The organism is Nonomuraea sp. NPDC049158, from assembly GCF_040648335.1.
Classification (GTDB): Bacteria; Actinomycetota; Actinomycetes; order Streptosporangiales; family Streptosporangiaceae; genus Nonomuraea.
In genome coordinates, this window is the sequence record NZ_JBEZDM010000043.1 from 54960 (window position 1) to 80712 (window position 25753).

Sequence of the window (25753 nt, forward strand, 5' to 3'; positions counted from 1 at the left end):
CCGCCCCCCTTGACCATGACCTCCTCTCCGTGGCTGAAGCCCGGGGTCTCGACACTCAGGAGTCTCGATGAACCAGGCGAACCGGCCGGTCCTGGACGTACGGCGCGACGGGGGGACGGCCACGATCGTCATCGACCGGCCGCCCGCCAACGCCGTCGACCCCGCGATGATCGAGGAGTTCTTGGAGATCGTCCCGGAACTGGCCAAGGACGTCACGGTCCGCTGCCTGGTCATCCGTGGCACCGGCCGCTTCTTCGTGGCGGGGGCGGACATCGCCGTGATGCGGGACCTCTCGACGGCCAACCATGTGAAGATGCGCCGCTGGATCGAGGTGCAGCGCCTGCTCGAGCTGGCGCCCAAGCCGGTGATCGCGGCGATGAACGGTCATGCCCTGGGCGGTGGCGCCGAGCTGTCTCTTGCCTGTGACCTGCGCATCCTGGCGGCCTCGGCGACCTTCGGCTTCCCCGAGATGAACCTGGGGCTGTTCCCGGGTGCGGGTGGCAGCCAGCGGCTGCCGCGTCTGCTCGGCCCGCATCGGGCCAGACGGCTGATGATCGACGGTACGCGCCTGTCGGCCGGTGAAGCGCTCGACCTGGGGCTGGTCGACGTGGTGGCCGACGACCAGGACTTCGACCGGGTGGTGGCCGAGCACGCCGAGAGCCTGGCGGCCAAGCCGACCGGGACGATCGGCCTGCTCAAGCACGTCGTGGACGCCGGGTACGGCCTGCCGATCGAAGAGGCGCTCGAAGTGGAGCGCGAGGCGGTCATGGAGCTGATCCACACCGACGACGCCGCCGAAGGACTCCAGGCGTTCCTGGACAAGCGCCCGCCCCGGTTCACCGGACGCTGACGAGCGCGGAGCATCCGGGCTGACGCCGGATGCCGATGGTCGCGCCTGTCCGGATCTCGGACAGGCGCGCGTCCCGGTTCACCGACCGCCCGGACAAGCGCGCCAAAACCCGGACAAGTCCGCCAAAAGAGGTTCACCGACCGCGGATGTCCGAAGTGCTCACCCCGGACATCCGCGGTGCTCAGCCGTCGTAGCCGGTCACCAGCGCGGTGTCGGTGTTGAGGTCGCCGACCTTGCGGGCGCCTCCCGGGTTGCCGAGCGGCTCGTCGCGGCCGGCCAGTACCTCGGTGAAGAAGTCCTTGGCGTCCTGGAGGAAGAGCGTCCGGGTCTCGTCGCCGCGCGCCGTCCGGTCGACGAAGATCGCCTCAACCGGGCACTCCGGCTCGCAGGCCCCGCAGTCGATGCACTCGGCGGCGTTGATGTAGCTCTTGCGGTCGCCGACGTAGATGCAGTCGACGGGGCACACGTCCACGCACGCGCGATCGTTGACGTCGATGCAGGCGGGGCCGATGACATAGCTCATGGATCTCTCCTGTCTTCTGGGTGGGGTACGGGGTCAGGCGGCGTCCGTGGAGTGGCCGGGGAAGAGGCCCAGTTCGGGGTCGAGTTCGACGGCGGCGTTGTTCACCGCGGTGGCCACCTCGCCGAAGCCCACCGACATCAGGCGGACCTTGCCCTCGTGCTCGGTGAGGTCGCCGGCCGCGTACACGCGGGGCAGGTTGGTCCGCATGCGCTGGTCCACCAGGACGGACCTGCCGCGCAGCTCGAGGTCCCAGTCCGCGAGCGGGCCGAGGTCGCTGATGAAGCCGAGGGCCGCGATGACGGAGTCCGCGGGCAGGGCCCGGTCCCCCTCGCCCCGCGTACGCAGGTGCGCCTTCTCGACCCGCTCGCCGCCCGACAGGGAGACCACCTGGCTGTCGACCACGATGCGCACCCCCGCGACCCGGGCGGCCTCGACGCCTGCGGCGTGCGCGCGGAACGCGGCCCGGCGATGCACCAGGGTGACCGACCTGGCCAGGGGCGCCAGGGCGAGCGACCAGTCGACCGCGCTGTCCCCGCCGCCCACGACGACGACATCGCGGCCGGCGTGTTCCGACGGGTCGGGCACGAAGTACGTGAGCCCCCGGCCGAGCCACTCCTCGCCGGCCGGCAGCGGGCGCGGGGTGAACGTCCCGATGCCCGAGGTGAGGATGACGGCCTGCGCCTGGACGGCAGTGCCGTCGGACAGCACCACCACGGGCCGTTCGCTCTCGTCGCGGCGCAGTTCGACGGCCTGCCTGCCCAGCAGGTAGACCGGATCGTAGGCCGCCGCCTGGGCCGTCAGCGCGTCCACCAGCGAGCGCCCGAGTATGCCGGGGATGCCGGCCACGTCCCGTACTTCCTTCTCCGGGTACAACGCCGAAATCTGCCCGCCGACCTGAGGCAACGCGTCCACGACCACGGACCGCAAGCCGCGGAAGCCCGCGCAGTAGGCCCCGTAGAGCCCGGTCGGTCCCGCTCCGATGATCACGATGTCGGTCTGGATCATGCTGATTCCACCTGGGTCCTCCCGGTAGTCGCCTGTCAAGCCACGGAAGCTACACACCCCGGCGACGGGAACCCGCAGGTCGCGGACCGCTGACCGGAACGCGGCTCGCTCAGCGGGACACGGTCCGCTGGGCGGGATGATCCGCTGGGCCGCCCGGCCGCGCCGGTGGTGAACTGCGTGTCGTGGTCGAGCGGCGCATCGAGGCGCCCCAACCGGCCACCCGACAAGCCATGGGAAGCGGAGGCGAGAATGAGTGCAGAGGCGGGTGCGCCGGCTGCGAGCGGGGGTGTCGCCAGACGCCGGCCGTCACGACGGGGCAAGCTGCCCGGCCGCCAGGACTGGTCGAGCTGGCCCCATTACCAGGGTGCCGACAGCGGGTTTCGCGGCTACTGGTATCCGGTGGCGTTCTCCTCGCACATCACGGGAAAGCCCAAGGCGATCACCCTGCTCGGCGAGCGCATCGTCGTCATCCGTGACGGCGGCAAGGCGTACGCGCTCAAGGACCGGTGCCCGCACCGGGGCGTGCCGCTGAGCTACGGCAACCAGCAGTTCCCCGGCACGATCTCGTGCGCGTACCACGGCTGGACCTTCGACCTGGAGACCGGCGATCTGAAGGCGGCGATCACCGACGGTCCGCAGTCGCCGATCTGCGGGAAGGTGACCCAGCCCACCTACGAGGTCGAGGAACGCCTCGGCATGGTGTGGATTTTTGTGGGGGACGGCGAGGACGCGCCGCCCATCGACGACCAGCTGCCCGAGGAGCTGCGCGACAACCCCGCCGTGATCGGCGCGCGCATCCAGGCGCGCGAGGGGAACTGGCGCTTCGCCTGCGAGAACGGCTATGACGAGGGGCACGCGAAATACCTGCACCGCACCGCGCTGTGGCGGCTGTTCAAGGCCATGCCGGTGTGGAACGAGACGCGGATCGAACGCCGCGGCCGCTGGATCTACCGGGTGCAGGAGGCCCAGCACTGGGACGCCGACTTCCCGGGCCTCGGCCGGTGGAACAACCAGGCGTGGTTCAAGCTCAAGCCGCCGAAGCAGATCGCCAACATCGGCAACACGGGCAGCCACCGCAAGGTGAACCCGGCCATCGCCGCCGAGGACTTCCCCGGGTTCGCCTCGGTCAGCATGCCGGGCGTGCTGCGCATCGTCTACCCGACCTTCATCCACTACGAGTTCTACGTGCCCGTCGACGCCGACAACCATCTCTACGTCGGCGCGATGGCCAACTTCGAGAAGGGCGTCAAGACGCTGCCCTTCTACGCCAAGTATCTCGGCGCCGTCCGCTGGCTCTTCCACGGCCAGTTCTCCGGCCAGGACAAATGGATGGTCGAGGTGACCGACGCGCCGCCGGAACGGCTCTATCGTCCCGACGACTCGCTCCTGCAGTGGCGCAAGCTCGCCGAGGACGTCACAGAGGAGCGCATCGAACGGCTGCGCGCCTCCGGGCTCGCCGTCGACGACCCCCGGACTCCGAAGCAGGCCGGCTGATGGCCAGGATCGTCCTGGGCGTGGGCGCGTCCCACTCGACGCTCATGAACACGCACTGGGACCAGGTCGAGCACAAAGACGACGCCGAACGCTTCCGCGACGCGCTCGGCGCGGCCCGCGACGCCCTCGCCGCGGCCCGTCCCGACGTGGCGATCATCATCGGCTCGAACCACTTCCGGGGCTTCTGGCTGGACCTGATCCCCGCCTTCACCCTCGGGGTGGACCAGGTCGTCTCCTCCGGAGAGTCGGGGACGCCTTCGGGACCCCAGCGCACCAGCCCCGCCGTCGCCCAGGCCGTCGCCGAATCCCTGGTGGCGGCGGGCACCGAGGTGGCGATCTCGGCGAAGCTGCAGATCGACCACGGCCAGAGCCACGCGATCCAGTACCTCCTGCGTGACCTCGACGTGCCGGTGATCCCGCTGGTGGTGAACGTGTTCGCCACGCCGCTGCCGCTCATGCGGCGCTGCGTCGAGCTGGGGCGCAACATCGCCGCCGCGGTGGCGGCGCTGCCGGACGAGCTGCGGGTCGCCGTCATCGCCTCGGGCGGCCTGTCGCACCGGCTCCCGTGGCCGAGCCGCTGGCAGGACCCCGAAGGAGCGGACGAGGAGTTCCTGGTCGAGGCCTGGCGCGAGGGCCGGGGCGACTGGCAGCGGTACGACGCGCGCAGGCGGCAGATCATCACCGCCGCCCGGCCCACGATCTTCCCCGAGTTCGACGAGGAGTTCCTCGCCGCGCTGGAGAAGGGCGAGCTGGCGCGCTACGCGGACCTGTCCACGGCGGAGATCGAGGCGGTGGCCGGCAACGGCGGCCAGGAGCTGCGTACCTGGCTGACCATGGCGGCGGCGCTGGGCTTCGCACCCGGCCGGACGCTGGCCTACGCGCCGATGCCGGAATGGCTGACCGGCATGGGGGTGGCCATCATCGAGCCCGCCGGATCGATATGAACAAGGACGAGCGCGAGCGGATGGTGGCCCAGGCCCTCGCCACGATCACCGAGGCCAGACTGCGCAAGGCCGCGGTGGAGGTCACCTCCATCGCCAGCCCCACCGGCGGGGAGGAGCCGCTGGCCCGGCGGCTGGCCGAACGGCTCGCCGCCGCGGGCCTGGAGTCGCACCTGCAGCGCATCGACGAGGGCCAGGCCAACGCGGTCGGCCGGCTGAAGGGCGACGGTACGGGCGCCGACCTCATGCTGTACGCCCCGATCGACACCCTGACCACCGGCGACCCCGACGAGGACGTGCCGTGGATCGGCCCCGGGCTGCGCCCCGACATGCGGGCCGAGGCACAGTGCGACGGCCCCTATGTCAGCGGCCTCGGCGCGAGCAACCCCAAGGGCCACGCGGCCTGCGTCCTCATGGTGGGCGAGGCCCTGGCCTCGGTGGGCGCGCGGCTCTCCGGAGACCTGCTGGTCGCCTTCGGGGCGGGCGGCATGCCGACCAACGCCATCGACGGCACCGGCCGCCTGAACACCGGGCAGGGCGCCGGATGCTCCTTCCTGCTCGAACGCGGCTGGCAGCCCGACTATGCCGTGATCGCCAAACCGGGGGACTTCGTCGCGCACGAAGAGGTCGGTCTGTGCTGGTTCGAGATCGTCGTACCGGGGATCCACACCTACGCCGGCAGCCGGCACCGCCTGCCCTACCAGAACCCGATCGTGACCGCCGCCAAGGTGGTGACGCGGCTGGAAGGGTGGCTGGCGGCCTATCCCGAGCGGCACCGCACCGCGACGGCCGCGCCTCAGGGGATCATCGGCTCGATCGCCGGCGGCTGGGAGCGCATGCCGGCCGTCACACCCGCGGCCTGCCGCATCCGCCTCGACCTGCGGATCGCGCCCGGCACGACGCCGCTGGCGGCCAAGCGGGAGCTGGCGGAGTACGTCCGCGGGCTGTCGGCCGAGCTGGGCGTCGAGCTGACGGTCGAGATGGTGCTGGCCATCCCGGGCACGCGCACGCCACCGGAGGACTGGGTCGTCCGCAGCGCCGTTCGCGCCTGGGAGAGCGTGGCCGGGCGCCCGCACGAGCCCATCGACGGCAACAGCGGCGCGACCGACGCCAACATCCTGCGGGCCCGGGGGATCCCGACCGCCCGGGTGGGCATGCCGAAGGTCGTCTCCGCCGACTTCGACGTCGACTTCGCCCGTGGGATGAACACCGTCGACGTCAGAGCCATGCGCCGCCTGTGCGAGCTGCTCCTACGGGTGGCCGTCGACACCACCACGCGGACCCGGGCCGAGATCGACGAGATCAATGACTAAAGGAGGCGAAATGGAACCCCCCGCCGGTTCGTACGCCGACGCCGACGGCGTCAAATACCACTACCTCGACCTGGGCTCGGGGGCGGACACGATCTTCCTGCACGGCGGCGGCCCCGGCTGCACCGGGTGGAGCGACTTCGGCCCGGTGGCGCCGCTGTTCGCCGCCGATCGCCGGTGCCTGATCGTCGACATCCTGCAGTACGGCAAGTCGGAGAAGTGTCTCATCACCGGCCCGATGTGGGACTTCCACGCGGCCAAGACCGTCGCGCTCATGGACTCGCTGGGCGTGGAGCAGGCCGACTTCGTCTGCAACTCCTGGGGCGGCACCATCGCGCTGTGCCTGGCCGCCCGCTACCCCGAAAGGGTGCGTTCCCTGGTCATCACCGGCAGCATGCCGGTGTTCTACGGCCCGCTCGCGCCCCTGCCGGAGAACGGCCGCCGCGGCCGCGCCGCCCGGGACGCCTACTACGGCGGCGAGGGGCCGACGCGGCAGAAGATGCGCGACCTCATCACCCGGCTGGAGTGGTACGACGGCGACAAATTGCCCGAGACCACCCTGGACCTGCGCTACGAGCAGAGCCTGGACCCCGGCGAGCGGGAGCTGGCCGCCATGTCGGACTCGCCTCGCGGCGAATGGCAGGACCTCACCGCCGAACTGGGCCAGGTCCAGGCGCCCGCGCTGTTCATCTGGGGCATGCAGGACGCCTTCCTCACGCCCGACTATCCGCTCATGCTCGCCCGCATGGTGCCACGCGGGAACCTGCACGTCATGGACCACGCCTCGCACCACCTGCAGGAGGAACGACCGGGCGCCTACCACGCGGTGGTCACCGGGTTCCTGAACTCCCTCAAGGACCCATGGAGATGAGCATGTCCAGATCGAAGAAGCTACTGGTCGCCGTGCCGGTCGTCGCGCTGGCCGCGATCGTGGGCCGCCTGCTCGCGGCCCGCAGCAACACCCAGGTGCACCGCATCAACCAAGACAAGCCCGCTCTCGACCGCTGAAGGTGACGATGAGTATCTGGACCGAACTGAGCCCCCTGAGCCTGAGCGTCTCGTACGTGGACGCCGCAGGAGTGCGCACCCGCAGCCTCCGGGCCGGGTCGGGCGAGCCCGTGGTGTTCCTGCACGGGACCAGCGGCCACCTCGAGGCGTTCACCCGCAACCTGCCCGCGCACGCGGCGGACTACGAGTGCCACGCCATCGACATGCTGGGCCACGGCTACACCGGCAAGCCCGACTACGCCTATGAGATCCCGCGCTATGTCGACCACCTGCTGGCCTACTTCGACGCGGTGGGCATCGAGCGCGCCCACATCGTGGGGGAGTCGCTGGGCGGCTGGGTCGGCGGGCGTACCGCGATCGACCACCCCGACCGCGTGGCCAGCCTGCAGCTGCTCTGCGCGGGCGGGACCGTGGCCAACCCCGAGGTCATGAAGCGGATCCGGACGAGCACCCGCGAGGCCGTGGTCAGCGATGACGTGGAGCTGACCCGCAAGCGGCTGCGGCTGCTGATGGCCGACCCTGCCGACGCCACCGAAGAGCTGGTGGAGGTGCGCCACGCCATCTACCACGAGCCCGAGTTCGTGGCCAACCTCGACAATCTGCTATGCCTGCAGGACATGGACACCCGCCTGCGCAACATCCTTCGCCGCGACGATCTGGCGAAGATCACCCAGCCCACGCTGATCGTCTGGGGCCGCAAGAACCCCTTCGGCGACGTGCCGGAGGCCACCGCCATGCACGAGGCCATCGCGGGCTCGGAGCTGGAGCTGTTCGAGGAGTGCGGCCACTGGCCGCAGCACGAGCAGGCCGCCCGCTACAACCCGCTCAGCCTGGCCTTCCTGGCCAAGAGCTCGGCGGCGAGCTTCTCCGGCAAGGGACGCGGCTGATGCGCGCGGCCCGCTTCCACGAGTGGGGCGCCGCGCCGATCGTGGAGGAGCTGCCCGAGCCCGTACGCAAGCCCGGAGAGGTACTGGTAGAGGTACGGGCGGCGGCGCTGGGGCATCTGGACCTGACCGTCGCCGGCGGATCTTTCGGCATGAAGCCCCCGCTTCCGTACGTGGGCGGTGTCGAGGCCGCCGGCGTGGTCCTGGACTCCGACACCCTGGCTCCGGGCACGCAGGTGCTCCTTCGCGGCGGCGCGCTCGGCCTGCTGCGCGACGGCTGCTGGCGCGAACGCCTCAGCGTCTCTCCCAAGGCCGTCACCCCGCTGGCGTCGCCGCTTCCTCCCGAGGTCGCGGCGTCGTTCTTCGTGCCGACCACCACGGCGTACGTCGCCCTGAACGACGTCGCCCGCCTGGAGCCGGGCGAGGAGGTCATCGTGACCGGCGCGGCCGGCGCGGTCGGCGCCATGGTGGCCCAGCAGGCCCGCCTGGCCGGAGCCACGGTGACCGGGGTGGTCGGCCGGGCCGACCAGCTCGGACAGGTGCCCGAGGGGATCCGCGGCGTGGTCACCGACGACGCCGAGGCGGTCGCGGAGCTGGCGGCGGCACGCTCGGCGTCCCTGCTGGTCGACACGCTCGGTGGGAGCGGACTGGTCGAGCGCTCGCGGTGGGTCCGTCCCGGCGGCCGGGCCGTCGTGATCGGCTACGTGCTGGGGGCGTCCGTCACGGTCGATCTGCCGTCCTGGCTGCTCGACGACGTGGCGCTGCTCCCGGTCAACATGGTCCGGCACGAGCGGCGGGCTCGCGAGGTGGCCCCGGCGCTGATCGAGCACCTGGCCGCGGGGGAGCTCAGCGTGGAGGTCGAGCGGTTCGACCTGTCCGAGATCGCGAAGGCCCTCGAACTGCTGCGCGACGGCAGGTTGCGCGGCCGTGCGGTGGTCGAGTTCGGCGCGGAGGCTTAGCGCGGTCCATGGATGGCGTGTCATGCGGTGCCATGGCCGCCGTCCGTACGGAAAAGAATCACGCGGGGCCGTCTCGCTCAGCGGAACGGGCCCGTTGAACGAAACCGGACATTGGCCTGATTATCACCCAATGTCCCTTATCTACCCGTCGTCGTCCAGCCTCCCCGCCCCCGATGCCGATGGTGAACCCCAGCCGGTGGCGATCGCCTACCCGGCCGAGCCCGACGGCTCGGCGAACAGCGTGCTGGGCAAGGTACGGCTGATCCTCGAGGCGTTCGGGCCGGATGACGAGAGCCTCGGGCTGTCCGAGATCGTCCGCCGCACCGGCGTCGCCAAGGCGTCGGTCCACCGGCTGGCCCAGGAGCTGCTGCAATGGGGCCTGCTGGAGCGGCGCGGATCCGAGTACTGGCTGGGCATGCGCCTGTTCGAGATCGGGCAGCGCGTGCCGCGCCAGCGGATCCTGCGCGACGCGGCGCGGCCCTTCATGGAGGACCTCTACCAGGCGACGGGCGAGACCATCCATCTGGCGGTGCTGGACGGGCTGGAAGTGATCTACCTGGAGAAGGTGTCCGGCCACGGTCAGGTGTCCAGACCGTCGCGCATCGCCGGACGCATGCCGCTGCACTGCACGGCGACCGGCAAGGCCCTGATCGCCTTCGGCCCGGGGGCGCTCTTCGGCGACGTCGTGGCCACCTCGCTGGCGCGCGTGACGCCCCGTACGATCACCGCGCCCAAGCTGCTGGCCCAAGAGATCCAGCAGGCGCGCAAGGTCGGGTACGCCATCGAGCGGGAGCAGACCCGCGTCGGCTATCTCAGCGTCGCCATCCCGCTCACCGGCGCCACCGGCACGGTGGTCGCGGCGCTGTCGGTGACGGCGCCGACCTTCCGTGCCGACGTCAACAAGTACGTGGGGCTGTTGAGCATGGTGAGCAGACGCATCACGAAGTCGATCATGGTCGCCGACGGCGGCAGGAGCTGACGCCGGCGACGAGGCGCCCTCGACCGGCCGGCCCATCGGGGACGGCGTCTACGACGCGGCCTGCCGGTCGGGGACGGCGGCCACGAGCGGCCTGCCCGTGGGGAACGTTGGCTACGAGGCGTCCTCGACCGGTGTGCCTGTCAGGAACGTCGTCACGATCCCGGCCACCTCAGCGGCCTTGTGCTCCATGAGCGGGATCATGCCCCCCTCGACCACGGCCGACGTCACGCTCAGCGCTCCGGTGAGGTTCTCCCGGAGCGGGGCCATGGCCGGCAGCGCGAACGGGTCCGCCGCGGCGCCCAGCAGCAGCACGGACGTCTTGACCGAGCCGATCTTGTCCTCCATGTAGTACCGCGCGCACGCCCGATGCCCCTCGGCGGGATCGACTCCGGGCGCCAGGGCGTCGTGGACGAACCGGTCGAGCAGGCCCGTGGCCGGGTCGGGATAGTACGGCTGCCGCAGCCGCCACAGCGTGAGCAGGTGGTCGCCGCCGGGGGAGTGCACGGCCTCGTCCACCCCGGGACCGTCCGCGTGGGACCGGCGGAATCGGGAGTCGGTCCACGGAGTCGACGACAGGACGAGCAGCCCGACCCGCTCCGGCGCGGACGCCGCCAGCTCGACGGCCACCACGCCGCCGGTGTGGTGGCCCAGGACGTCGGCGCACTCGATGCCCAGGGCGTCCAGCAGCGCCAGCGCGCCGGCCGCGAAGAGCTCGATCGTGTGGGGCGGCGGGGCCTTCGCGCTGGCCCCGAAACCGACCATGTCCATGGCGATGACGCGCCGGTGCGGCGCCAAAAGGGGGATCAGCTCCCGGAACTCGTCCCAGGATCTGGGGGTCTGATGCAGAAGCAGCAGAGGGCGGCCCGCGCCCTGCTCGGCGTAGTGCAGCTGGCCGAACGGCGAGTCGGCGTACCCGAATCGAAGGGGCGGCGTAATGTCCAAAACGTCCTCTTATGTCGGCCGGAGGTAGGGTTGGCTTTCCCATCCGGAGTCTTGCCGGGCGCATCGGCGATCACTACCGGAGGGGACCGGTGACCGGACCGGCGTGAAGGAGTCCCGATGTCGTCACAGATGTTCGCTGAGGCGTCCGGCTCCGGCGATGACGCGGACTATCCCAACTCGGTGCTCGGCAAGGCCCAGCTCCTGCTGGGCGCCTTCGAGTCGGGGGCCTTCGAGCTCCGGCTCAGCGAGCTCAGCCGGCGCTCAGGGGTGCCGAAGGCATCGGCGTACCGGCTCGCGCAGGAGCTGGTGCAATGGGGGCTGCTCGAGCGCAAGGGGGACATCTACCAGCTCGGCATGCGGGTGTTCGAGCTGGGGCAGCGGGTGCCGGTGGCGGCGGTGCTGCGCCGCGTGGCCCGGCCCCTGCTCACCGATCTGTTCGCCGCCACCCGGGCGACCATTCACCTGGCGGTCCTCGACGGCGGCCATGTGCTGTACGTGGAGAAGGTCGCGGGGGAGGCGAACGTCCACACGCACTCCCTGGTGGGCGGGCGGCTGCCCGCGTCGTGCACGGCGACGGGGAAGGTCCTGCTCGCCACGTGCCCCGACAGGGAGGAGCGGCTCCGCCGCCTCGCGCTGACCGGCTGGCCGTCCCTGACGCCACGGACGGTCGGGTCCGTCGAAGATCTGCGGCGGCAGCTCGAGGTGATCCGGGAACGCGGTTACGCCGTCGAGACGGAGGAGATCCTGCTGGGGTTCGGCAGCATGGCGGTGCCCGTCGCGCTCGCCGACGGAACGGTCGTCGCGTCGGTGTCGGCCGCGGCACCGCTTGCGCGCCTGGTGACCAGGCGGCTGCTGCCCGAACTCCGCGCGACCGCCGCGGGCATCTCCCTGGCCATCGACCGCCGGACATGACCTGGCCGAGGCCGAGGACCGCCTCGGCCTCGGAGGCGTCAGGCGACGCGGTCCCGGCCCGGCTCCGCTTCAGAAGAGCTCAGGCGACGCGGTCCCGGTCGGCGGCGAGTTGGAGGGCCACGTCGATGATCATGTCCTCCTGCCCGCCGACGTACCCCGCCTCGCCGACCCGCTGCAGGATCTCGTGCGCGGGCACGCCGTACCTCAGCGCGGCCCGTTCGGCGTGCAGCAGGAAGCTGGAGTACACCCCGGCGTACCCCTGGGTGATCGCGGAGCGGTCGGCGAACGGCAGGCGCGGCAGGAACGGCTTGACCACGTCCTCAGCGGCGGCGAGCGCGCCTTGGACGTCCACGCCGGTGGGGACGCCGAGCCGTTCGAAGGTGGCGACCAGCACCTCGGTGGGCGCGTTGCCCGCCCCCGCGCCGAGCGCGCACAGCGCGCCGTCGATCTGGCGGGCGCCGTTCTGGGCGGCCAGCACCGAATTGGCCACGCCGAGGGACAGGTTCTGGTGGCCGTGGAAGCCGACCTGCGCCTCGTGGCCGATCTCGGCGACCAGCGCGCTGACGCGCGCCTGCGCCTCGCCGAGCACGAGGGCGCCGGCCGAGTCCACCACGTAGACGCACTGGGCGCCGCCGTCCACCATGATCCGCGCCTGCCCGGCCAGCTCGGCCGGGCCGATGCGGTGCGACAGCATGAGGAAGCCGACGGTCTCCATGCCCAGCTCGCGGGCGGCGGCGAAGTGCTGGAGGGAGACGTCCGCCTCGGTGCAGTGGGTGGCGATCCTGGCCACCGACGCGCCCGCGCCGTGCGCCTGCTTGAGGTCCTCCACCGTGCCGAGGCCGGGCAGCAGCAGGACGGCGATCTCGGCGGAGACCGCCTCGTCCACCGCGGCGGCGACCAGTTTGATGTCGTCCTCGAGAGAGAACCCGTAGTTGAAGGACGAGCCGCCGAGACCGTCACCGTGCGTGACCTCGATCACCTCCACCCCGGCCTGGTCCAGGGCGTGGACGACGCCACGCACCTGCTCCTCGGTGAAGCGGTGGGCCATGGCGTGGCTGCCGTCACGCAGCGTCGAGTCGGTGAGCCTGATCTTGTCGGTCACGCGGAGACCTTTCCGAGCGCGAGCTGCTCGCCCACGCGGGCGGCCGCGGCGGTCATGATGTCGAGGTTGCCGGCCCACGGCGGCAGGTAGTCGCCGTTGCCGCGGACCTCCAGGAACACGGCCACGCGGGCGTGACCGTTCCAGACCTCGCGCGGGTCGTCGAACTGGGGGTCGGCACGTAGGGCGTACCCGGGCACGTACGTGGCGACGTCGGCCACCATCGCGTGGATCGAGGCGGCGATGGCGTCGGTGTCGGCGTCGGCGGGGATCGCGCAGAACACGGTGTCCCGCATGATCATCGGCGGGTCGACCGGGTTGAGGATGATGATCGCCTTACCGCGTTCCGCGCCGCCGACCCTTTCGATGGCGCGGGCGGTGGTCTGGGTGAACTCGTCGATGTTGGCCCGGGTGCCCGGCCCGGCCGAGCGCGAGGCGATCGAGGCGACGATCTCGGCGTACGGCACCGGCACGACGCTGGAGACCGCGTGCACGATCGGGATCGTGGCCTGCCCGCCACACGTGATCATGTTGAGGTTGGGCACGTCCGCGAGGCCGGCCAGGTTCACCGGAGGGCACACGAACGGCCCGGCGGCGGCGGGCGTCAGGTCGATGGCCTTGATCCCGGCCTCGGCGTAGCGCGGGGCGTTGGCCAGGTGCGCCTTGGCCGAGGTGGCCTCGAAGACCAGGTCCGGCAGCCGGTCCTGGGCCAGGAGCCAGTCCACGCCGCCCGCCGACGCCTCGACGCCGAGAGAGCGGGCGCGGGCCAGGCCGTCGGAGGCCGGGTCCACCCCGACCATGGAGTGCACGTCGATCGCTTCGCTGCGCAGCAGCTTGACCAGCAGGTCGGTGCCGATGTTCCCGGGGCCGACGATGGCGGCGCTCAGCCTGGTCAAGCGATCTCCTCCTGGAAACGGGCGGTCACGGTGCCGATCCCGGCGAAGGTGGCGGTGACGATGTCCCCAGCGGCGACCGGGATGGCCACGGTGACCGAGCCGGGCAGGACGACGTGTCCCGCCTCCAGGGCGACGCCCTGCTCGCCGAGGGTGTTGGCCAGCCAGACCAGCGCGTTGAGCGGGGAACCGAGCACGGCGCCGCCCGCCCCCGTCTGGACCAGGTCGCCGTTGCGGTGCAGCAGGCAGCCGGCCAGCGCCAGGTCCACGGTCTCCAGCCGGATCGGACGGGTGCCGAGCACCACGCCGCCGCTGGAGGCGTTGTCGGCGATGGTGTCGGCCAGGGTGATCCGCCAGTCCGCGATCCGGGAGTCGATGATCTCCAGAGCGGGCAGCAGGAAGTCCACCGCCGCGACGGCCTCGGCCGTGGTCACTCCGGGCCCGGACAGGGGGCGCTTGAGCACGAAGGCGATCTCCGGCTCGATGCGCGGCTGCAGGAAGCGGCCGGTGTCGATCGGGGCGCCGTCCAGGTGGAACATGGAGTCCAGCAGGTGTCCGTAGTCGGGCTGGTCCACGCCGAGCTGGCGGCGCATCGCCGCCGAGGTCAGGCCGACCTTGTGACCTTTGACGACCGCGCCGTCCGCGACCAGGGCGTCGATCTGGTGGCGCTGGATGGCGTACGCGTCCGCCACCGACAGCTCTGGATACGTGGTGGTAAGTGGCTGGATCGGGTCGCCGGTACGGTACGCCGCCAGCAGATCGGCGGCGGCCTTCTCCGCGGAGCCTGGCTCCACAATCGCTCCTATCGCAGTTCTTGGCATGGGTCCTTGGCAGGGCCGGCGCGGCCGGAAGGGCGCCGCGCCGGCGGCGGGCGTCAGCCCTGGGCCCGCGAGGGGAACGTGCTGTGCATCCAGCGGGCCGACACCTGCGCGCTCTCGTACGGGTCGGCGATGTCGGGGCGGTCCACCTCGACCATCAGCCACCCGTCGAAGTCGCTGGGCAGGTTGCCGATGATGCCGGGCAGGTCCAGCTCACCCCGGCCGGGTTCGACCCAGAGCCCGGCGAGGACGGTCTGCTGGTAACCCCAGTCCTTCTCGCGCCCTTCGGCGGCGACGCTGAGGCGGCAGTCCTTCACGTGCACGAACGGGATCCGGTCGGCGTAGTCCTTCACGAACCGGCCGACGTCGGCGCCGGCCCACGCCAGGTGCCCCGTGTCGGGCAGGAAGCCGAGCCGGGAGGCCGGAATGGCGTCGAGCACCGCCCGGCCCTCCTCCTCGGTCTCGATCCAGGTGCCGACGTGCGGGTGCAGCGACGGCCGGACGCCCTCGGCGACCATGGCGTCGGCGATCCGCCCGATCAGCGCCGTCACGGCCTCCACGCGGGAGTCGTCGGCGTCGTACGCCTGCGCGGGGTGCGCCACCCGCGGCTTGTCCTTGCCCATGCCCATGCCCAGACCGATCTCGGTCAGGCCGAGCCGGGCATGCTGCCGCGCGGTCTCGGCGGCGCCGGCCACGACGTCGGCCTCGGTGCCGTCCCTGCCGTCCGAGCGGCAGACGAAGTAACCGGGCGCGAGCGTCAGGCCGGTCTCCTCCAGGAGCGCCTGGTACTGCTCCACGGTCCAGCCGGCCGGGACCTCCGCCATGACGACGTCGAATCCGGCCTGCTTGATCAGGGACAGCCGCTGCTTCGGCTCGGGCGCGAGGGACGGGTCCAGCCATCCGTCGGCGCTGGCCATCCATTGGATCGGGTTGAGCGCGATCTTCGGTGTGCCGGACATATGGCTTCCTTTCAATAGATGGGGGGTCAGGATTGGGGGGCGAGCTCGCCGGCGAAGTGGCAGGCGGCCCGCTGGCCGGTGGCCGTGAGGGTGAGCTGGGGGTCGACCTCGGTACAGATCGTCCGGTCCGGGTTCGCCAGCGGGCCGATCGGGCACCTGGTGCGGAACCGGCAGCCGGAAGGCGGGTTCGCGGGGCTGGGCAGATCACCGGGCAGCACGATGCGCTCGCGCGAGCGCGCCGAGACCGAGGGGACGGGCGACGACGACAGCAGGGCCGCGGTGTAGGGGTGCTGCGGGTTGCCGTAGACGTCGGCGGCGTCGCCGTGCTCCACGATCCGGCCGAGGTACATCACCGCGACGGTGTCGCTGAGGTGACGGACGACCGACAGGTCGTGGGCGATGAACAGGTAGCCGAGCCCGAGTTCGTTCTGCAGCTTCTCCAGCAGGTTGATGATCTGCGCCTGGATCGACATGTCCAGCGCGGAGACCGGCTCGTCGAGGATGAGCGCCCGTGGTTGGCGGGCCAGCGCGCGGGCGATGCCGATCCGCTGCCGCTGGCCGCCGGAGAACGCGTGGGGGTAGCGGTCGAGGTACTCGGGGCGGAGCCCGACCTGCGTCATCAGGGATCGCGCCTCGTCCTCGCGGCCCCGCCGGCCGATGCCTCTGAACGCGAGCGCCTCGTCCAGCGACTGCCGGATGGTGCGGCGCGGGTTCAGTGACGCGTACGGATCCTGGAAGAGGTACTGCACCGAGGAGCGGACCCGGCCCAGATTCTCCTCGCCCAGCGCGCTCACGTCGGCGCCGTCGATGAGGATCGACCCGTCCGCGACCCGGTTGATGCCGACGATGCTGCGCGACAGCGTCGACTTGCCGCAGCCGCTCTCGCCCACGAGCCCGAGCGTGCGGCCCTGGTGCACGGTCAGGCTCACCGAGTCGACCGCGTACACGGGTGGCTCGCGGTGGAACAGCCCGCGCCGCCGGGATCCGACGTCGACCTTCAGATCCCGGACCTCCAGCACGGCCGTGGCCGCGGGGGGAGCGGCCTGCTCGTTCTGTACGGTGACAGTGGGGGTGGCGGGGCCGGGATCGTGGACCGAGATGTCCACGGCCCGCTGGGCGACGAAGCAGGCCGCCGCCTGACCGGCGTCACCGATCTGGAGCAACGCCGGCGGCTCCTGCTCGCAGGCTTCCTCGGTGAAACGGCAACGAGGGGCGAACGGGCAGCCGGGAGGCGGTGCGGCGGGGTCCGGCGGCGCTCCTGGGATCGCGGGCAGCGGCTGGCCGATCCGGTCGTCGTCGAGGCGGGGCATGGCCGCCAGCAACGCCGCGGTGTAGGGATGGCGCGGACGCTCGAAGACCTGCTCGACGGTGCCCTTCTCGACCGTGCGGCCGCCGTACATGACCACGACGTCCGTGCAGAGCTCGGCCACCACGCCCATGTCGTGGGTGATGATCGCGATGGCGATGCCCAGTTCGGTGCGGAGCCTGGCCAGCAGGCGCAGGATCTGCGCCTGGATGGTGACGTCGAGCGCCGTGGTCGGCTCGTCGGCGACCAGCAGCGCGGGGTCGTTGGCCAGGGCGATCGCGATGACGACGCGCTGGCGCATGCCGCCGGAGAACTGGTGCGGATAGTGGTCGATCTTCGTCTGGACGTCGGGGATGCCGACCTGCTCCAGGAGCTCGATCGCGCGCTCGCGCGCCGCCCGCTTGTCGACGCCGTGCACCGTCATGGCCTCGACGATCTGGTCGCCCACCTTCATGACGGGGTTGAGCGCGGACTGCGGGTCCTGGAAGACCATCGCCACCTTGCTGCCGCGCCGCCGCCGCATCTCGCGTTCGGGCAGCGTGAGCAGGTCCTCGCCGTCGAAGCGGATGGAGCCGGCGACGACCTCGCCCGGCGGGCGGAGCATGCGCATGATCGATCGGGCCGTCACCGACTTGCCCGAGCCGGACTCGCCGACGATGCCCAGCACGTCGCCCGGGTAGATGTCGAAGCTGACGTCGTTGACGGCCTTGACGCCGCCCTTCTTCAGGCGGAACTCCGTACGTAGGCCCTCGACCCGCAGGAGCGGCACGCCCTTGCCCGTCATCGGCAGCGGTGACTCGGTGGTGTTGGGGGAGGTCATCGGCGGTTCACCGCCTCGTTGAGGGCGTCGGACAGCAGGCTGAAGCCGATCGCGAGCAGGAGAAGGAGCAGGGCGGGGCCGATGATGTACGTCGGCGCCTGGGTGACGAAGCGCAGGCCGTTGTTCAGCAGCACGCCGAGCGAGGGCGTCGGCGGCTGCACGCCGAGGCCGACGATGCTCAGTCCGGCCTCGATGTAGACGCCGACGACCATCCAGACGGCGCCGTTGACGACGATCGCGTCCATCGCGTTCGGCAGGACGTGGCGCACGAGCAGCTGCCATCGCGAGACGCCGATCACCCGGGCGGCCAGGACGTACTCCCTGCTCTGCTGGCTCAGCCACGCGCTGCGGGCCAGGCGCCCGGCGGTGGGCAGGCCGCTGATCAGGATCGTCAGGAAGAGCGCCGGCCAGCCCGGCTGGAGGATGGCGACCAGGCAGATCCCCAGGATCAGGCCGGGGAAGCCGATGATCACGTCGAGCAGCCGCTGCACGGCGGCGCCCAGGCGTTCGGAGATCGCGCCGGTCAGACCGAGCAGCGTGCCGATCGCCATGCTGAGGGGGACCGCGGTCAGGATGAGGCTCAGGTCGATGCGCAGGCCGTAGACGCTGCGGACGAAGATGTCCCGGCCGAACTCGTCGACGCCGAAGATGTGCGCGCCCGACATCCCGGTCAGTGACTGCGGGCCCTGCTCGTCGTAGCCCCCCGGGAACAGCACGGGCGCGAACAGCGCGGCCAGTCCCAGGAGGAGGAGGATCGACAGCCCGACCACGCCCTTCGGCGTACGGAAGGCGGACAGGTAGCGAGCCAGGGTCGGGTTCAGACGTCGGCGGGCCTGTGGCGGCGCCGCGTCGGAGGTTGCCAAGGGGCCAGATATCAGGGGAAGGTCTGCCATCCCTACTCTCCCAGTTTGATGCGCGGGTCGAGGGCCGCCAGGACGACCTCGGTGAGGATCTGACAGATCACCGCCACGAAGACGATGGCGAGGATCAGTACCTGCAGCACGGTGAAGTCGCGCGTCTGCACGCTGGAGACGGCCAGCTGGCCGAGGCCGTTGCGGTTGAAGATCGCCTCGATGATGACCGCGCCGGCCAGCAGGTTGCCCACCTGGAGACCGACGGCGACGACCGCCGTGCCCACGCTGTTGCGCAGCACGTGCCGGACGGTGATCCGCGCGGCCGACGCGCCCTTGCTCAGCGCCAGGTCGACGTAGTCCTCGTTCTTGGCGGCGAGCATCTCCGCCTGCAACAGGCGGGCGACGACCGCCGCCGAGGGCAGGGCCAGCGCGATCGCCGGCAGGACCAGGAACTGGAAGCCGATCACCGGATCGTCGACGAAGCTGACCTCGCCGCTGACGGGCAGCCAGCGGTTCAGTACGCCGAAGACGAGGATCAGCGCCAGCCCGGTGAGGAACGACGGGATGGCGACGAAGAAACTGTTGATCAGGTCGAGGCCGGCCCGCGCCCAGCGGCGTCTGGCCGAGCCGACCGCGACCCCCAGGAGCGTTCCAGCCACGATGACCAGCAGCGTCGCGAACACCGACAGCTCGACGGTGCTCTTGAGCCGGTCGCCGATCAGGCTCGCGACGCTGCGGTGCAGGAGGTAGGACTCTCCGAGGTTGCCCTGGAGGAGCCCGGCGATCCAGTCCCAGTACTGAAGCACCAGGGGCCGGTCCAGCCCCAGCTGCTCCCGGATCGCGGCGATGGTGGCCGCGGTCGGATCCGTGCCGGCGAGGGTGACGGCGACATCCCCCGGTGCCAGGCGCGGCAGGGCGAAGGCGACGATCGAGCTCGCGAAGAGCACGAACACCAGCGATGGGATCTTGCGTATCAGGAACCGGACCATCGTCTCGATACCGCCAGTCGGTCTATAGGTCGATTACTTGGACAGCCAGGCCCTGCTGATGTCGAGGAAGCCCATCTGGGTCGGCGCGAGGCCGTTCAGGGCGTTGGAGCGCACCGTGAGGGTGGGGCGGGTGATCAGCGGGAGCACGAACGCCTGGTCGGCGAAGTAGGCGCTGTAGTCGTGGAGCGCCTTCTGCTGGTCAGGCGTGGTGCTGGCGGTGGTGACCGCCTTCACGAGCTTGGTGTACTCGGGGCTCTTGAAGTGCGAGACGTTCTCGTCGGCCAGCAGCTCCGGGCGGCTCACGACGGCGCTGGCCGGGGAGAGGCCGTTGCTGTTCATCATCAGGAAGGCGGGTGTGCCCATGTCCTTGGCCGCGACCTTGGCGTCATAGTCGGCCGCGGCGATGACCGGCTTGGCCTCCAGCCCGACGGCGGCCAGATTGTTCTTGACGATCTGGAAGACTCCGGTGGCCTCGGGCGTGTTCAGCATGGTCACCTCGAACGAGGTGCCCGCCTTCACGCCCGCCGCGGCCAGCATCTGCTTGGCCTTGTCCGGCTGGTAGGTGTACTGCTTGGTCTGCGTGGCGTCATAGCCGATCGTGGAGGGCCGCCACGGCAGGTTGGTCGCCTGGGCCTGCCCGCCTTCGACCTGCTGCACGATGCGGTCGCGGTCGATCGCGAAGTGGATCGCCTGGCGCACGGCCTTGTTGTCGAACGGCGGCTTGGTCACGTCGAACCCGAGCGGGATCGCCGCGCCGCCGGAGGACACGAGGGAGAAGCCCGGCTGCTGGCTCAGGCTTCTGGCGTCCAGCCCCGCCAGGCCGACGCCGTACTGGACCCGGCCGCTGCGGATGGCCGCGACCATCGCCGTCGGGTCCTTGATGAGGTTGACCTCGATGCTGTCCAGGCGGGTGTTCTGGACATCGCGGTACTTGGCGTACTTGCTGAGCTGGAGCTTGCCGCCCGGGGTCCACGACTTCCACTCGAAGCGCCCGGTGCCGTCCACCTTCGTCCCGGCCGCGTAGTCGGCGTAGGCGTCCTTGTTCGGGATCGGCATCGTCTCGAAGAGGTCGAAGATGTTCGGCAGCGGCTGCTTGAAGGTGAGCGTCAGCTCGTAGTCGCCCTTCGCCTTCATCTCGGAGATCTGCGCGGCGATCGACTGGTTGGCCGCCCCGGTCTTCGGGTCCTGGACCTTCTCGATGGCGAAGGTGACGTCGGCCGCGGTGAGCTTGTGGCCGCTGTGGAAGGTCACGTCGTCACGGAGCTTGATGTCCATGCTCTTGCCGTCGGGAGCCAGGGTCCACGACTTGGCCAGGACGCCGTTGGGCTGCCCGGTCTTGGTATCGATGAGGGTCAGCGTCTCGAAGACGGCGTACTCCCACAGGATGTTGCCGAACGAGGTCTTGAGGAAGGAGCCCGGCTCGGCTTCGGTCGTCTGCCCGACGACCAGGTTGCCGCCCTGGCTCACCGGGCCGGCGGACGCGGAGTTCCCCGGGGCGCCCTGGGTGGCGGCGCTGCATGCGGCGGACGCGAGCATCGCCGCGCCGGCGGCGCTTGCTGTGAGCCGGCGGCGCCAATTCGTCACTGACATCGATACTCCTCGAGACGTTCTGGGGGGTGTGTATGCCGGGGTGTCGGGAATTGTACAGTCGGCCCGATTTGTCCCCTGGCGAGGAGCATGGTTCGCGACTCAGACAGGCACAACCCGCCGCTTTTAGTTTTGTTCCCGTCATAAAGGGAGCGTTTTCGGTACTGCCACGCCATCCGTAGCCGAGGACGGCCGAGATGATCACCAGGTGCCGAACGGGTTCGGCAGCGTGATCGCCAGGCACTCGCACCGTCGCGTCACCGTCCTTCAGGTGGTGGCCTCACACCCTAGGACCGGAGGATTCGGACAGCCCCCCGTGCCGGTTCGCTCACCGGAACAGCCCATGCGTGGTCCCCGGCCCGGCGTGCCGGTTCGCTGACCGAAACGGGGCGCCACGCCGGCCGGCCGTAGCCGGGTAGCCTGCGGGATCATGCCTCTGACATACGCGTTCATCGAGTACGGCGGTCCGGACGTCCAGCGTTTCCTGGACGTTCCCGCGCCCGAGCCCGGGGAGGGCGAGGTGCTCGTCGAGGTGCGCGCGGCCGGCGTCAACCCGGTGGACTGGAAGGTCCGTGAGGGCATGCACCGTGCCTTCCTGCCGCTGCGGCTGCCCGCGACCCTCGGCCGCGAGGTCGCGGGAACGGTGGTGCGGACCGGCCCGGGAGTGGTAGGCCTCGCCGCCGGGGACCGGGTCTTCGGCAGTACGGTCGGCGGCAGCGGCGGGTACGCCGAGCTGGCGCTACTGCCTGCGGCAAAGGCTGCGCGCATGCCGGACGGACTGTCGTTCACGGACGCGGCGGCGCTGCCGATCGCGGCGGGCACCGCTTATGAGAGTCTCGCCGAGCTCGGCCTGGCTCCGGGGCAGAGGCTGCTGATCCTGGGCGCCGGTGGGGGAGTGGGCACGATCGCGGTCCAGCTCGCGGCCATGGACGGAGTCGCCGTCGTGGGCACCGCGAGCGCGGCGAAGCGCGCCTTTCTCCAGTCCCTCGGCGCCACGGCGATGGCCTACGACCGCGACGACGTCGCCGACCGGCTCCGGGACCTGCTTCCGGCGGGCGCCGACGCTGTGCTCGACCTGGTCGGTGGTGACGCGCTGTCCGGCGTGGCAGGCGTGATCACCGAGCGGACGCGGGTGACCACCGTGGCCGACGAGGAGATCGCCGCCCGCTTCGGCGCGCGCTCGCTGAAGCGGACGGGTGGTACAGGGACGCTGCCGGCCTTGGCCGAGCTCGTGGCCGCCGGGAAGCTGGATCCGTGCGTCGGCCGGGTGTTTCCGCTGGCCGAGGCGGCTGAGGCGCTGGCGCTGGTGGAGTCCGGTCACGTGTCCGGCAAGGTCGTGCTCGACGTCGCCGGGCGTCGCTGAGACTCACTCCTGGTGGCTCGCGGTGACCCGCTTTGAGCTGCTTTGAGACGCTTTGAGGTGTGGCTCACCACTCCGCGCAGAGCCGTTCGGTCGCACGGAAGGCGAGGGCCATGATCGTCAGGACCGGGTTGACGCCGCCGTTGGTGACGTGCACCGAGGCGTCCACGACGTAGAGGTTGTCATGGCCGTGGACCCGGCCCCACCGGTCGACGACCGACATCCGCTCGTCGTCGCCCATCCGGCACGTACCCGACTGGTGCTGCCCGCCGTGCAACGCCAAGGGAACCGGCCCGCCCCACGTCCGGCGCGCGCCCGCGGCTACGAGCCATTCGCGGGCCCGTTCCCCGAGGTGGGCGGCGGTCCGCAGGGTCTCAGGGTGAGTCGTGCCGGACAGGCGGGCGACCGGGATGCCCCAGCGGTCGCGTACGTGGCGGTCGAGCCGGGTCCGCGCGTGCGGGCTGGGGATCTCCTGGACAGGTCCTCCCACGCGCATGACGCGCCGGTAGTTGTCGCGCATGTACCGCTTGTTGAGCGCGCCCCAGCGGGGCAGGTCCGGCGGCAGGTTCCGCGCCCAGAAGGCGAAGGGCAGCACCGTGAACTCGTCCGCGAGCATCGCACCGCCGATGACGCCGTCGTTGTGATGCGCGAAGTCGAGCGTCGCGACCGAGACTCCCGGGCCGCGTCCGTCCTGCACGGGCTCGTCCATCTCGGCCAGCGCCCACACGTAGGCATGGCCCTGCAGATGCCGTCCCACCTGATCGTGGTTGTTGCCCAGCCCGTACGGCTCGCGCCGGGTCGGTGAGTTCTGCAGCAGCCGGGCGGTCTCGATCGCGCCCGCGGCGCAGACCACCACCTCGGCCTCGACGACGTGGCGCGCCCCCGAGCGGTCCACCCACCGGACGCCGGTGACACGGCCGGCGGCATCGCACATGACGCGTTCGGCGACGGCCTTCGGCAGCAGCCGGGCGTGGCCGGTGGCGAGCGCGCGGCGCAGGACGGTGTTGTGCGAGCCGTTCTTCGCCTCCACCGGGCAGGCGAAGCCGACGCAGTGCTGGCAGCGGGTGCAGGCGGGGCGCTCGGCGTACGGCACCGAGTTGATCAGCAGGGGCACCGGCAGCACGTCCCAGCCGAGGGCGGCCGCGCCGCGCCGCAGCGCCCTGGCCTGCTGGCCTTCGGGAAGCGGGGGCATCGGGTACGCCTTCGCGCGCCTCCAGTGACGGCTGCTCGCCGCGTGGTCGCCGCACACCCCGATCTCCCATTCGGCGCGCTCGTAGTGGGGTGCCAGGTCGTCGTAGCCGATGGGCCAGTCGGCGAGGCTGCTGCCCGCGGGCACGCCGTACGTGCCGGCCATCGTGAAGTCGGCGGGCAGGAAGCGCCACGCCTGGGCCCCGTAGAGCCGGGTGCCGCCGCCGACCAGCGTGGCGTTGCCGTGGAAGCCCGGCTCGTGTGCTCGTACCAGACGCTCGCGGCCCGTCATGTCGACGGCGACGCGTGGGTTCCCCTCGAGGTCTGGCCCGGATCGGTGCGGATACTGGGCGATCCGGTGGTTGCGCAGGTGGTCGCGGCCGATCTGCTCGTAGGTGAGGTCGCGACCGCGCTCCAGGACGAGGACCCGCTTGCCGGCCTGAGCGAGGACCGCGGCGGCCACCCCGCCCCCGGCGCCCGAGCCGATCACCACCGCGTCCACCCGCATCAGTCGCTCACCTCGAAGCCGATCATCCGCCAGGAGACGGCGTCGCGGTTGCCGCCGTTGCCCGGATCGCCGTAGAAGCCCTCCATGACATGCTCCACCACCGTGCTCACGAACGCCGGCGCGTCGAACGGCCATGGCGTGCGCGTCTCCCCGGCTTCGACGGCGCGCAGCAGAGCCTCCCGCCGGCCGGGCTCGAGCAGGCCGAACCGCACGCCGTACCTCTCACCGGCCTCGGCGTCGATGGCGTCGAGGCCGGCGCCGTAGTACGCGCGCAGACCCGCCAGGTCGCGCCCGAACTGCCCCTCGAGATAGTCGAGGACACCGGCCTCGACGCCGCCCGGATGCTCGTCGGCGGGGACGATCGTGTCGACGACCGCGCTCAGGGTCGCGACCTGTAAAGCGGTCAGGTCCGCCATCACGGTCAGCTCTCGAAGCGGCCCGCCGGACGCTCACATGTGCTCTCCAAGGTGACGACCTGCGCGGGTCCGTCGATCGCGGAGAGCGCCTCGAGCACGTGGAAGGCGAACGCGGCGTTGGCGCGGTGCGGGCCGCCCTCGATCGCGTCGGCCAGATCCCGTACGCCGAGCCCGCGGCGCGCCTGCTCCTTGGTGCCGACCGCGCCGAACAACTCCACGACGGGCGCCAGGACCGTCCAGTCCGCCTCGCCGTGCCGCCGCACCCGGACGTCGCCGTCGAAGTGGTTGGGGTTGGGCACCGAGAGCGTCCCTTCGGTGCCGTAGATCTCGATGGCGGGCAGATCGCTGTCCCAGACGTCGAAGCTCATCAGCGTCGTGCCGATGACCCCGGAATCGAAGACGAGGACGCCTGAGGCGTGGGTCGCCACCTCGACGTCGATGCTGTCCACGGCCCGGTCCGGCGCGGTCACCGTGCGTACCGGGGCGCCGATGCGGGCGGCCCCCGCCACGGACCTGACGGGGCCGAGCAGGTTCACCAGGATCGCGAGGTAGTACGGGCCCATGTCCAGCACCGGGCCGCCGCCGGCCTGGAAGAGGAAGCGCGGGTCCGGATGCCAGGTCTCGGCCTTGCTGTGCCGGATGAACGCCGACGCGCCGATGGGCTCGCCGATCAGCCCGTCGTCGAGCGCCTTGCGCGCGGTCTGGCTGGCGCTGCCGAGGAAGGTGTCCGGGGCCGAGCCCAGGACGCGCCCGCTGGCCGTGGCCGCCGCCAGCACCGTCTTCGCGTCGGCGACGGTCGTGGCGAGCGGCTTCTCCACGTAGACGTGCTTGCCGGCGTCGAGCGCCCGCATGATGGTGCTCGCGTGGTGCGCCGGCGGGGTCAGGTTCACCACGATGTCGATCGAGTCGTCGCCGTAGAGCTCGTCGGCGTCCCCCCACCCCGGGATGCCGTGCTCGGCGGCGGCCCGCTTGGCCCGGTCGACGTCGATGTCGCCGACGCGGACGATCTCGAGCTCCGGATACCGGGCCATGCCGGTGACGTACCGGCTGAAGATGTTGCCGCTACCGAGGATGCCGATGCGGTGGTGCTGCGGCTGGGTCGCCATGTCTTCGCTGTCCTTCCTTAAGGGATTAAAGGTGCCTGATCGT

At 71.2% G+C, this 25753-nt stretch carries 25 protein-coding genes; 11 read left to right on the forward strand and 14 right to left on the reverse strand.

The features are described from left to right. The first annotated feature begins 67 nt into the window (after positions 1–67). Complete coding sequence (locus tag AB0B61_RS49465) at positions 68–850, forward strand: enoyl-CoA hydratase-related protein (protein ID WP_358448002.1); 783 nt, start codon at positions 68–70, stop codon at positions 848–850. A 181-nt stretch (positions 851–1031) separates the two neighbouring features. Here AB0B61_RS49465 and AB0B61_RS49470 read toward each other — a convergent pair whose 3' ends face one another. Both AB0B61_RS49470 and AB0B61_RS49475 read right to left on the reverse strand, forming a co-directional pair. Beyond that, positions 1032–1373, reverse strand: a complete 342-nt coding sequence (locus AB0B61_RS49470; RefSeq protein ID WP_357952134.1) for a ferredoxin family protein — start codon at positions 1371–1373, stop codon at positions 1032–1034. 33 nt (positions 1374–1406) lie between these two features. Next, on the reverse strand, positions 1407–2378 hold the full coding sequence (locus AB0B61_RS49475) for an NAD(P)/FAD-dependent oxidoreductase (protein ID WP_358448003.1): 972 nt from the start codon (positions 2376–2378) through the stop codon (positions 1407–1409). Between the two features lie 249 nt (positions 2379–2627). Between AB0B61_RS49475 and AB0B61_RS49480 the strand changes: the two genes are divergently transcribed. The 8 genes from AB0B61_RS49480 (at position 2628) to AB0B61_RS49515 (ending at position 9953) form a co-directional block, all read left to right on the forward strand. After that, positions 2628–3872, forward strand: coding sequence for an aromatic ring-hydroxylating dioxygenase subunit alpha (locus AB0B61_RS49480; RefSeq protein ID WP_358448005.1), 1245 nt, complete (start codon positions 2628–2630; stop codon positions 3870–3872). Then, positions 3872–4816, forward strand: coding sequence for a hypothetical protein (locus tag AB0B61_RS49485; protein WP_358448006.1), 945 nt, complete (start codon positions 3872–3874; stop codon positions 4814–4816). The genes AB0B61_RS49480 and AB0B61_RS49485 overlap by 1 nt, the downstream gene beginning before the upstream one ends. Then, entirely contained in the window at positions 4813–6126 is a 1314-nt protein-coding gene (locus tag AB0B61_RS49490; RefSeq protein ID WP_358448007.1) for a hypothetical protein, read from the forward strand. The genes AB0B61_RS49485 and AB0B61_RS49490 overlap by 4 nt, the downstream gene beginning before the upstream one ends. 10 nt (positions 6127–6136) lie before the next feature. Next, positions 6137–6994, forward strand: coding sequence for an alpha/beta hydrolase (locus AB0B61_RS49495; protein WP_358448008.1), 858 nt, complete (start codon positions 6137–6139; stop codon positions 6992–6994). A gap of 2 nt (positions 6995–6996) precedes the next feature. Then, positions 6997–7131: a hypothetical protein gene (locus tag AB0B61_RS49500; RefSeq protein WP_358448010.1), complete on the forward strand. Its 135-nt coding sequence runs from the start codon at positions 6997–6999 to the stop codon at positions 7129–7131. 8 nt (positions 7132–7139) lie between these two features. Then, the gene (locus tag AB0B61_RS49505) at positions 7140–8018 is read left to right on the forward strand and encodes an alpha/beta fold hydrolase (protein ID WP_358448011.1); all 879 of its coding nucleotides are present in this window, start codon (positions 7140–7142) and stop codon (positions 8016–8018) included. After that, entirely contained in the window at positions 8018–8974 is a 957-nt protein-coding gene (locus AB0B61_RS49510; protein ID WP_358448012.1) for a zinc-binding dehydrogenase, read from the forward strand. The genes AB0B61_RS49505 and AB0B61_RS49510 overlap by 1 nt, the downstream gene beginning before the upstream one ends. Positions 8975–9104: 130 nt before the next feature. Continuing rightward, positions 9105–9953, forward strand: coding sequence for an IclR family transcriptional regulator (locus AB0B61_RS49515; protein ID WP_358448014.1), 849 nt, complete (start codon positions 9105–9107; stop codon positions 9951–9953). A 111-nt stretch (positions 9954–10064) separates the two neighbouring features. Here AB0B61_RS49515 and AB0B61_RS49520 read toward each other — a convergent pair whose 3' ends face one another. Continuing rightward, positions 10065–10895 carry an alpha/beta fold hydrolase gene (locus AB0B61_RS49520; protein ID WP_358448015.1) on the reverse strand — a complete coding sequence of 277 codons (831 nt, stop codon included), beginning with the start codon at positions 10893–10895 and terminating at the stop codon, positions 10065–10067. A gap of 117 nt (positions 10896–11012) precedes the next feature. Between AB0B61_RS49520 and AB0B61_RS49525 the strand changes: the two genes are divergently transcribed. Then, the gene (locus AB0B61_RS49525) at positions 11013–11807 is read left to right on the forward strand and encodes an IclR family transcriptional regulator (protein ID WP_358448016.1); all 795 of its coding nucleotides are present in this window, start codon (positions 11013–11015) and stop codon (positions 11805–11807) included. A gap of 79 nt (positions 11808–11886) precedes the next feature. Here the strand turns inward: AB0B61_RS49525 and dmpG are convergent, their stop codons facing one another. From dmpG to AB0B61_RS49565, 8 genes are all read right to left on the reverse strand, one after another. Further along, the gene (gene dmpG / locus AB0B61_RS49530; RefSeq protein ID WP_358448018.1) at positions 11887–12909 is read right to left on the reverse strand and encodes a 4-hydroxy-2-oxovalerate aldolase; all 1023 of its coding nucleotides are present in this window, start codon (positions 12907–12909) and stop codon (positions 11887–11889) included. Continuing rightward, positions 12906–13802 (reverse strand): acetaldehyde dehydrogenase (acetylating), encoded by an 897-nt coding sequence (locus tag AB0B61_RS49535; protein WP_358448020.1) that lies wholly within the window; start codon positions 13800–13802, stop codon positions 12906–12908. Before AB0B61_RS49535 ends, dmpG begins: the two co-directional genes overlap by 4 nt. Beyond that, on the reverse strand, positions 13799–14593 hold the full coding sequence (locus tag AB0B61_RS49540) for a 2-keto-4-pentenoate hydratase (RefSeq protein ID WP_358448022.1): 795 nt from the start codon (positions 14591–14593) through the stop codon (positions 13799–13801). The genes AB0B61_RS49535 and AB0B61_RS49540 overlap by 4 nt, the downstream gene beginning before the upstream one ends. A gap of 80 nt (positions 14594–14673) precedes the next feature. Beyond that, complete coding sequence (locus tag AB0B61_RS49545; RefSeq protein WP_358448024.1) at positions 14674–15576, reverse strand: sugar phosphate isomerase/epimerase; 903 nt, start codon at positions 15574–15576, stop codon at positions 14674–14676. Between the two features lie 26 nt (positions 15577–15602). Next, positions 15603–17702, reverse strand: coding sequence for an ABC transporter ATP-binding protein (locus AB0B61_RS49550; protein WP_358448026.1), 2100 nt, complete (start codon positions 17700–17702; stop codon positions 15603–15605). Then, positions 17699–18565, reverse strand: coding sequence for an ABC transporter permease (locus AB0B61_RS49555; RefSeq protein ID WP_358448027.1), 867 nt, complete (start codon positions 18563–18565; stop codon positions 17699–17701). The genes AB0B61_RS49550 and AB0B61_RS49555 overlap by 4 nt, the downstream gene beginning before the upstream one ends. A gap of 32 nt (positions 18566–18597) precedes the next feature. Beyond that, entirely contained in the window at positions 18598–19545 is a 948-nt protein-coding gene (locus AB0B61_RS49560; RefSeq protein ID WP_358448028.1) for an ABC transporter permease, read from the reverse strand. A gap of 33 nt (positions 19546–19578) precedes the next feature. Further along, on the reverse strand, positions 19579–21135 hold the full coding sequence (locus AB0B61_RS49565; RefSeq protein WP_358448029.1) for an ABC transporter substrate-binding protein: 1557 nt from the start codon (positions 21133–21135) through the stop codon (positions 19579–19581). A gap of 427 nt (positions 21136–21562) precedes the next feature. On the opposite strand from AB0B61_RS49565, the gene AB0B61_RS49570 reads away from it, so the two are divergent. Further along, complete coding sequence (locus tag AB0B61_RS49570; RefSeq protein WP_358448030.1) at positions 21563–22495, forward strand: NADP-dependent oxidoreductase; 933 nt, start codon at positions 21563–21565, stop codon at positions 22493–22495. A 64-nt stretch (positions 22496–22559) separates the two neighbouring features. On the opposite strand, the gene AB0B61_RS49575 is transcribed toward AB0B61_RS49570, so the two are convergent. The 3 genes from AB0B61_RS49575 to AB0B61_RS49585 are packed head-to-tail and all read right to left on the reverse strand — an operon-like array spanning position 22560 to position 25710. After that, positions 22560–24188, reverse strand: coding sequence for a GMC family oxidoreductase (locus AB0B61_RS49575; RefSeq protein WP_358448032.1), 1629 nt, complete (start codon positions 24186–24188; stop codon positions 22560–22562). After that, positions 24188–24604: a gluconate 2-dehydrogenase subunit 3 family protein gene (locus tag AB0B61_RS49580; protein ID WP_358448034.1), complete on the reverse strand. Its 417-nt coding sequence runs from the start codon at positions 24602–24604 to the stop codon at positions 24188–24190. The genes AB0B61_RS49575 and AB0B61_RS49580 overlap by 1 nt, the downstream gene beginning before the upstream one ends. A 5-nt stretch (positions 24605–24609) precedes the next feature. Next, a complete protein-coding gene (locus tag AB0B61_RS49585; protein WP_358448036.1) occupies positions 24610–25710 on the reverse strand; it encodes a Gfo/Idh/MocA family oxidoreductase in 1101 nt (366 codons plus the stop codon). Positions 25711–25753: the final 43 nt, after the last annotated feature.